The sequence below is a fragment of the Natrinema versiforme JCM 10478 genome, from assembly GCF_000337195.1.
Lineage (GTDB): Archaea > Halobacteriota > Halobacteria > Halobacteriales > Natrialbaceae > Natrinema > Natrinema versiforme.
Genome location: NZ_AOID01000064.1, coordinates 143,479 through 151,038, shown reverse-complemented (window position 1 = coordinate 151,038; position 7,560 = coordinate 143,479). Strand labels below are relative to the sequence as shown.

Sequence of the window (7,560 nt, the reverse complement as noted above, 5' to 3'; positions counted from 1 at the left end):
CTTACGCTCCGACTATCTGTCTCGACGGTCTGAATCTGACTCATCAAAAACGACTATGCCCCCACGTCGGATAAACATGTTGGGTATTTTATAATATCCATAGCGTCTTAAATAGGGGCAGGAAATCATCCAGTGTCGTCCTCGTTCGTAAATTCCTTTCCGAAGTGATTGTAGGGGGACGCTCGAATCCGCTTCAACAGATCTATGCGCTCGATATCGATGCCCAACTCGCTCATCTCACCGATACTCTTCTCAATTTCTTGCTTGTTCTGCCCGACTAACTCAATCGAGAGGTTTGCGTTATTCGTTAGTAACTCACTGACGCTCACCACACCAGGGACGCTTACGAGGTCGTCAACAATCCCCTCTTGGTCACCAATTGGAATCGTCGCCATGATGAGTAAGTGATGGCCCATCCCCGTTTGCTCGTAGTCAATCGTTGGGTGATATCCCGTGATAATGCCGTCCTCTTCGAGCTTGGTGATACGATTGGCGACCGTGCTGGACGAGACGCCGACCTGTTCCCCGATGGCGGTCGTCGTGTTCTTCCTGGCATCTTCCTGCAAGAGATACAGGATACCTTTGTTAACCGAGTCAAGTTCCTCTGAGGCCATGGTCAAGGATCGTAATGGAGTCGCCAATAAAGTAGGTTCCCTTGATTTGTCCAGTACAGGTGGTGGTACAATAGCGATCATTTGATTTTCTTTTCTGAGATGGGTGGAATATCCGCATTTTTGACTATCTGAAACTGTGTTGATCCACATTGACAGCCAGGCCTCCCAATCGGTTGAATTGTCCCGTCGCTCCATTTTCGAGCCGCATAGACGTAATCGCAGGTGCGACATGCAGGTGAGGCAGTGACCGATGAGGTGTACTGCCTATCAGAGATTCATCAGGAGTCCCGTGCAAGATATAGTATTTCAGGTGAGTGTCGGTCGGGGGAGTGTCATCACTGCTGTTCAGTATCCGATCGAGAGAGTTCCACGGTGAAAATTGACCCGCGGGGGTCGTTGTTTTCAATCAACACCTTCCCGCCGTACTCTTCAACCAGTATCTGGACGAGCGAGAGACCGCCACTGCTTTCTTTTCCACTCTGAGAGTCAAGGATCTGCTCTTTTTGCTCATCCGGAATTCCTGGCCCGTTATCAGCGACTATCAACCGGACTGTCTCCGTGTTCATTTCTACCGCAACATGAATCCGCGGATCGTCGGTATCGTTGTGTTCGACTGCGTTCTCAAGCAAGTTATCGACGACTGATCGTAGTCCTGCATTGGCAGTCACAGGGGCTCGGTCAGGAGTGTCAATCGTCACGGGAAGATCATAGGTGTTCTTGATTCGCGTAGCCATCTCGGCTGTGATGGCCACGAGATCGACCCGCTCAATATCAGCATCACCGGTCAGGGTGTTTGCGACCGTACCAGTTGTGTCGATACGAGTAAGCGCCTCATCAGTCTTCTCAGCAATGATCGATGGGCTATCAAATTCCGTCTCGGTGTCTCCCGAACCAGTACTAGTCTCGATCAGGTCAGCGTGACCTTGGATCACGCTCAGATCGTTGCGGAGATCATGGCGAATGAGACTGTTCACGAACCCGAGTGTATTGCTCATTGTCTGTGCTCGGCGGGTTTCCACTCGCGCACGACCAGTGTAATAGCCCGCAATCACACCCGCGATGCCTCCCGCCTCAGCCGCAATCAAGAGGGGAAACAGGGCCTCACCGATGACGCGTCCCTCAAAGGCTCGCACAAGGAGAGAAAGGCCCATGACGGCTACGAACAGCGAGGCACCGACAAGACACCAGATGAAGACCCGCCAGCGACCCTCGGGGGGCAGATCAGTTCCGGCAAGCCAGTAGCCGGCGTACACCAGTCCGAGTGCTGGTAGGCCGTCTAAGAGAACCGCGACTAATGGGCCGACCAGCTCATTGAGGGCGTAGAATTCGGTCGCATGATGAACGACAGCAATCAGAAACAGCACTGCCCCGAAGCCAAGGATGAGAAACGGAGATAATGCTCCGAGGCGAGGGTAGTCGATGAAATAGGGTACTTAACGAGGGTGTTTACGCTTTTGGATGTCTACTAGGCCGTGTTTAGTTAAGCGTGAAAAGTGAGGCGGTACGATTTTATGCTGGTCTATGGCAAAAATCGACCGCCTCAACGGTTGTAGCGACTGGATCGATTTGAGTTTTGTGGAGCGAGAACGGACACCGCGTCGGCTGATGGGGCTCGGTATTCGACTCCACCTTGCTGGATTATCGCTTTCGAATACCGTTCGAGAACTCGAGAGGCTCGGTGTCGAACGATCGCGGAAGGCTGTTCACGATTGGGTACAGAAAGCCGATCTACAGCCAGCAACTGACACGACTCCGGATCACATTGCGCTCGACGAAACCGTGATTCGGATCGATGATCACCAGTATTGGCTGTACGCTGCAGTCGATCCTGAAACGAACAAGATTCTCCATATACGGCTGTTTTCAACGACTACAACCGCATTGACTGAACGCTTTCTGCGAGAATTAACCGAGAAACATGATGTCGAAGACGCTGTGTTTCTCGTTGACGGAGCACAGCATCTCCAGACAGCACTCCGCCGACATGGGCTCCGATTTCGATACGAAAAACATGGAAATCGAAATGCTGTTGAACGTATCTTTCGAGAGATAAAACGACGTACTTCATCGTTTTCAAACTGTTTTAGCCACGTCAAACCATCAACCGCAGAATCGTGGCTCCAAGCTTTCGCCGTCTGGCAGAATGCTACAAACTAAACACGATCTTTTCGATTGCCTTGAGAGATTTCAGTCTCGAGAATGAGTACAAGCGAGACAGTTATTGAGGTGCCCATTGACAGTCTCCCCGAGAAAAATGGCTCAACTAGGGGACCATTTCGCATACTCATCCTAGCAGTTTCTGCACAGGTGACTCGTGAATAAGGTCCTACTGAGATAGAGATGGGACCGGGTACATAATTGTAATTTGATTTCCCTGTGATTCATTCGATGTGATTTCCAAATCTCCTCCGTGTTGTTCGGTAATCCATTTGATCAACCATAAGCCGATCCCACTTGTATGAGAGAGCGGAGTCTCCTTACCGCTGAGGACAGGTTCAACCTCTGACATCGGGATTCCTGGTCCATCATCAGCGATACATAGCTCGACGTGTGGAGGGTGTGTTTTAGTAACGACATCTGCTCTTAATTCGATCGTCGGGGCTGACTCCGGATGGTACTGAATGGCGTTAGTGATGGCTTCAACGACTGCCGTTGTAAACTCGGTTGGAACCTCAATACCAGTTTGGTGGATTGTGTTATTGATGATACAGTTGGGATAGTCTCCCTGAATATCCTCTGTTACCTGTATGAATAGTGTCTCAATAGAAATCTGCTCTAATCCTTTCGTTGCGTGTTGCTCAAGTCGCTGAATTTTCTCCGCAGATTGAGTGAGAGACATCGTTTGGTCAGCAATCATTTCTGCCATTCTCTTCACCTCCTCTTGTTTCTGAACATCGTCTGACTGAGAGAAGGCATCTATTATCTCTTCAGAATACCCATGGATGATATTAAGACTATTTCGGAAGTTGTGACGGAGTATTCGCTGGAGAACGTCTAAGCGCTGTTGTTGGTGAACGTGATCGGTTATATCACGTCCAGACGCAATAATTGATACGATCTGACCGTCATTCATGACGGGACGGAGTATTCCTCTTGTCAGTCGCTGTTTATCGTATTTTGCATAGTACTTGCTTCTGAATTCAACATATTTGCCAGTCGCTGCCTCTTCAACCCGTCGCCGGATATCGTCTTGTACGACCTGCGAATGTTTCCACCATGGCCCCTCCCACCATGGTATTCCGATAAGATCCGTTTCAGTCGGGCTTACAAGATCAACAGCTGGCCGGTTCACGCGTTGTATCGTCCCGTCTGGCGCAAGGACCGCCATTAAAGCATTGGGATCGTCAAAAATAGTCTGGAAATATGGTTTCTGCGGGTGAAGAGTTTTCTTGTCCGAAGATTTATCCCCCATATGACATTCACATTTAGTTATCGCATCTATATATATTTCGGTCAGTGGTTAACGACGATAGGGTAGTAAGAGTAGATCCTAAACATCGAACTTCTATATAGATTTCTACTTAACAGTATATCTTTGATCACATCATTATATATCTAAAATGTATGTGGTTAATCGTTAGTCTTGGAGTGTGGCGACTGTTCGGCCCGTTTCTTCGGCCTCTTGGCTGCGCGACATATTGTACGCCGCGAGCGCTTCGTCANTCGTTAGTCTTGGAGTGTGGCGACTGTTCGGCCCGTTTCTTCGGCCTCTTGGCTGCGCGACATATTGTACGCCGCGAGCGCTTCGTCAACCGCCTCATCAAGACTCATTGGTCAACCTAATCTTAGGTCTTCTATCGTATAAACGCTTGCATGGCTCCAGGGGCACTGTCTAGTTCTGAACCTTCTCAATCGGCGTCTTTCCATCGAGAGCTTGGTGCGGTCTCTGATGGTTATAGTAGTGCATAAACTGTTCAAGCCACTCGCGGACGCTCGACCGACTGCCCACCCACGAGTTATGGAAGCGGTCGATCCGCATTTTGAGGGTGTGAAACCACTTTTCGATAAGGTTTCGCTCGGTATAGTTGACCTGACCGCTCAGTCCTAATCGAGAGAGGGCAGTCCGATAGCCGAATTGATCGACGAGAGACATTGCCTCCGAAAGATCGTGTTTCTCCTTGAGTTGATGCAGAAACGCAGCCGCTGGATCGGTGCCGTGCCGACCAAACAGCGCGATGTCGAGAATCAACTTTGTCTCGATGTCTATTGCAGCGTACAACCAAGACCACTCGCCATTAATTTTGACAGCGGTCTCGTCAACCGCGACCCTTGACGGCTTCGCCGTCCTCAGAACGCGAAGCGTTCTGATGGGCCGCACGAGAGTTTTCCTCTCGTGGACGTCGGCGGGTCGCACCCGCTGTCAGCCAGCCGATGTACCCAATTCCAGACCGCTCCATGCGAGCGTTCAACGCCTAATTCAGCTAAAATCGTTGTTGTCTCCCGAAGAGAACAACCCGTTTCGTGGAGGCGGACGGCGAACGCCCTGACGGGCGTCGCCGTCCGCTCGTTCTCCCAAGATTCTTCTAAATCCGCCGCATAGCTCTCACTGAGCAGGTCTGCGAGCATCTTTGGACAAGAAACTCAACGGCCTGCTCACTTCTCAAACTGACTCAACTAGACAGTGCCCACATTGGAATAATATAACCATCCTTAAACTTCTCTCCCGGGCTGCTCAGGTCCGATCAGGGTGGGCGTGACCTCTGGAAGCGTGCTTAACTTAATCGTCGTCCGCAACTGTAGGCCCACTTGACGGGCCGTTATCCGTATTATTCTCTGTAAGGAGTGGAGTTCCATCCGCTTTCGGGCCAAGTTTCGGCCCAAGCGGAGACTCATCCGGGTCGATTCGCCGTCGCTTGGTGTAGTCTGTTGACCGTTCGACTGGAACGCGGCCGATTGCCGAAATCATCTCGGCATAGTCGACAAACGAGCGGAACTCACCATGGTCGCCGCCTGCACGCTTGGTAATTTCTTCTGATAGAACAGTCCCCATAAAGTCATCAGCGCCGCAATTCAAGAGTTTGAGGCCATGTTCGTCGCCGTACTTTACCCATGAGGACTGGATGTGATCGATATTATCAAGGAAGAGCCGTGATACCGCGATCATCAACTCATCTTCAGCTTTACTCGCACCGCTCGAAACAACTCCGTGTTCATGGAGAGGCGTCTGTTGGTGGATGAATGAGAGTGGGATGAACTCAGTAATATTGTCTGTTTCATCTTGTAGATCCCGAACGCGTTTGAGATGCATCGCACGGTGCATCTCGTTTTCGACGTGCCCGTACATGATCGTGGCTGTCATCGGAAGTCCTACACTGGCTGCAGCACGCATCGAGTCCATCCACTGCTCAGTATCGATTTTCCCCGGACAGATGATCTCACGCACTTCATCGACGAGAATTTCAGCCGCTGTCCCTGGTACGGTATCAAGACCAACTTGTTCGAGTTCACGGTATACGTGTTTGTAGTCCCACTCAGCACCTCGCTGAGCGTGATGCACCTCTTCGGGCGTCATCGAATGAACGTGCACGCCGTCAACACTCATTGCGCGGATCTGTTCTTTATAGGTAGAGGGATCGGTATCGTAGACTGCTGGAGGTTTGTAGTTGAGTTGTGGATCATCAGGATCCAGAAGCTTTCTGTGTTCCTCGTTCAACGCAAGTGCCGGATGAAGGCCTGAGACGGATGTGACTTCGTATATACCGCGTTCAACTCCATCACGGACTATCTTCCGTGACTCTGAGGGTGTCTTGGTGAATCCGGGATGTTCCTGTTCAGAGTCTTTCTCGAACTGATGTGCGGTATCCTTGAAATTGCAGAACAGACAGCCTGTATTGCAGGCCGTTGTAACGTTGTTGTTGAGGTTGGCAATAAACGTCACCTCATTGCCGACCATCTCGTCACGGCGTCGGTCTGCTGCTTCGAGGACAGCTTCTTTTCGGTCTGAATCAAGCCCTTCAGAATCTGACCCAGTAGTAAGTAACTCGACGGCATCTGCCACGGTGAGCCGCTTTCCATCGCGAGCCTTTGTGAGTGCATTCTCAAAGGACTGGTTAGTCTCCGGTTGATACTCAAAGTCAAGTTCTGAATTTGCTAAGGCCGCTGCTTCTTTGTCAATCCAGGACACACATCTGAATTGATTCGAAAGTGCGAAAAAGATTGGTGCTGAGGAAATTACTAAAATGCCAGTCAGAATACGTTGGTAACACATATACTTACCAACTCTCTGGAGACCAATTCATCCATCAATCTACCTCTCCCAATAAATGAATATCGTCGAATTCCGGGGTCGATTCTTCACCTTTTGTCGTGGTCGAATAATATGCCACAATTGAGCTCTCTTCCTTAACCCGTCGCCACACATCTGCTGAACAGTTGTTAGATACGATAGCCCCTCTGAGAACAACTCCATTCAGATATGACAAGACCATATGTATTGAGAAAACCAGTCTCAACTTCAGTCCACATAGCTTTTCCAATCGTACGTCACAATCTCATCATCGCCCCATGGCTGAATAGTTGAGTCTGGTTCCAGAGGGATTCGCCGGGCGAACAGCAGCCGCGATTGGAGTTCATGGAGGACCCGTATCACATCGGTTCGAAGTGACTCTTCGAGACACTGGTCAGCAAACACGATCTGTGAGAGTTCGCCAACCGTGGCACAGAGTCAATTGACTTCACCATAGCACTGCTCCGGGGATGTGGGTTTACCCACGAGATGCTCGGTCTGGAAAGACGTTCGAGTGTCAATGTGTGATCACAAAAACCACGCCGACTACAACGCCTCGAAGAACATCGGTTTGCAGTATCTCCGTCGCAGGCAAAGCGCAGGCGACGGAGGCACGCCCGTAGATGTGCGCTTGAATCGCGGGATCGTTGAACATGAGTGGGGGAGTACGACTCCGCCTCTACTGAGTCATAGAACGGGAGCCCACGTGGAAGCCTCGGG

General features: G+C 50.5%; 5 protein-coding genes and 1 pseudogene. 1 reads left to right on the top strand and 5 read right to left on the bottom strand.

Translation table 11 applies throughout. The features are described 5' to 3' along the window. Positions 1-125 precede the first annotated feature (125 nt). Positions 126-614 (bottom strand): Lrp/AsnC family transcriptional regulator, encoded by a 489-nt coding sequence (locus C489_RS20350; protein ID WP_006433288.1) that lies wholly within the window; start codon positions 612-614, stop codon positions 126-128. Between the two features lie 335 nt (positions 615-949). After that, positions 950-1,996 (bottom strand): ATP-binding protein, encoded by a 1,047-nt coding sequence (locus C489_RS20345; RefSeq protein ID WP_083902874.1) that lies wholly within the window; start codon positions 1,994-1,996, stop codon positions 950-952. A 139-nt stretch (positions 1,997-2,135) separates the two neighbouring features. Between C489_RS20345 and C489_RS21255 the strand changes: the two genes are divergently transcribed. Beyond that, positions 2,136-2,771 carry an IS6 family transposase gene (locus tag C489_RS21255; protein WP_006433286.1) on the top strand — a complete coding sequence of 212 codons (636 nt, stop codon included), beginning with the start codon at positions 2,136-2,138 and terminating at the stop codon, positions 2,769-2,771. A 169-nt stretch (positions 2,772-2,940) separates the two neighbouring features. Here the strand turns inward: C489_RS21255 and C489_RS21250 are convergent, their stop codons facing one another. The 3 genes and pseudogenes from C489_RS21250 to cofH all read right to left on the bottom strand — a co-directional run bounded on the left by C489_RS21250 (position 2,941) and on the right by cofH (position 6,738). Beyond that, positions 2,941-4,026 carry a PAS domain-containing sensor histidine kinase gene (locus C489_RS21250; protein ID WP_083902873.1) on the bottom strand — a complete coding sequence of 362 codons (1,086 nt, stop codon included), beginning with the start codon at positions 4,024-4,026 and terminating at the stop codon, positions 2,941-2,943. 420 nt (positions 4,027-4,446) lie between these two features. Then, a pseudogene (locus C489_RS20340) lies at positions 4,447-5,180 on the bottom strand (IS6 family transposase). Positions 5,181-5,331: 151 nt separating this feature from the next. Next, positions 5,332-6,738, bottom strand: a complete 1,407-nt coding sequence (gene cofH, locus C489_RS20335) for a 7,8-didemethyl-8-hydroxy-5-deazariboflavin synthase subunit CofH (protein WP_239642105.1) — start codon at positions 6,736-6,738, stop codon at positions 5,332-5,334. Between the last annotated feature and the right edge of the window lie 822 nt (positions 6,739-7,560).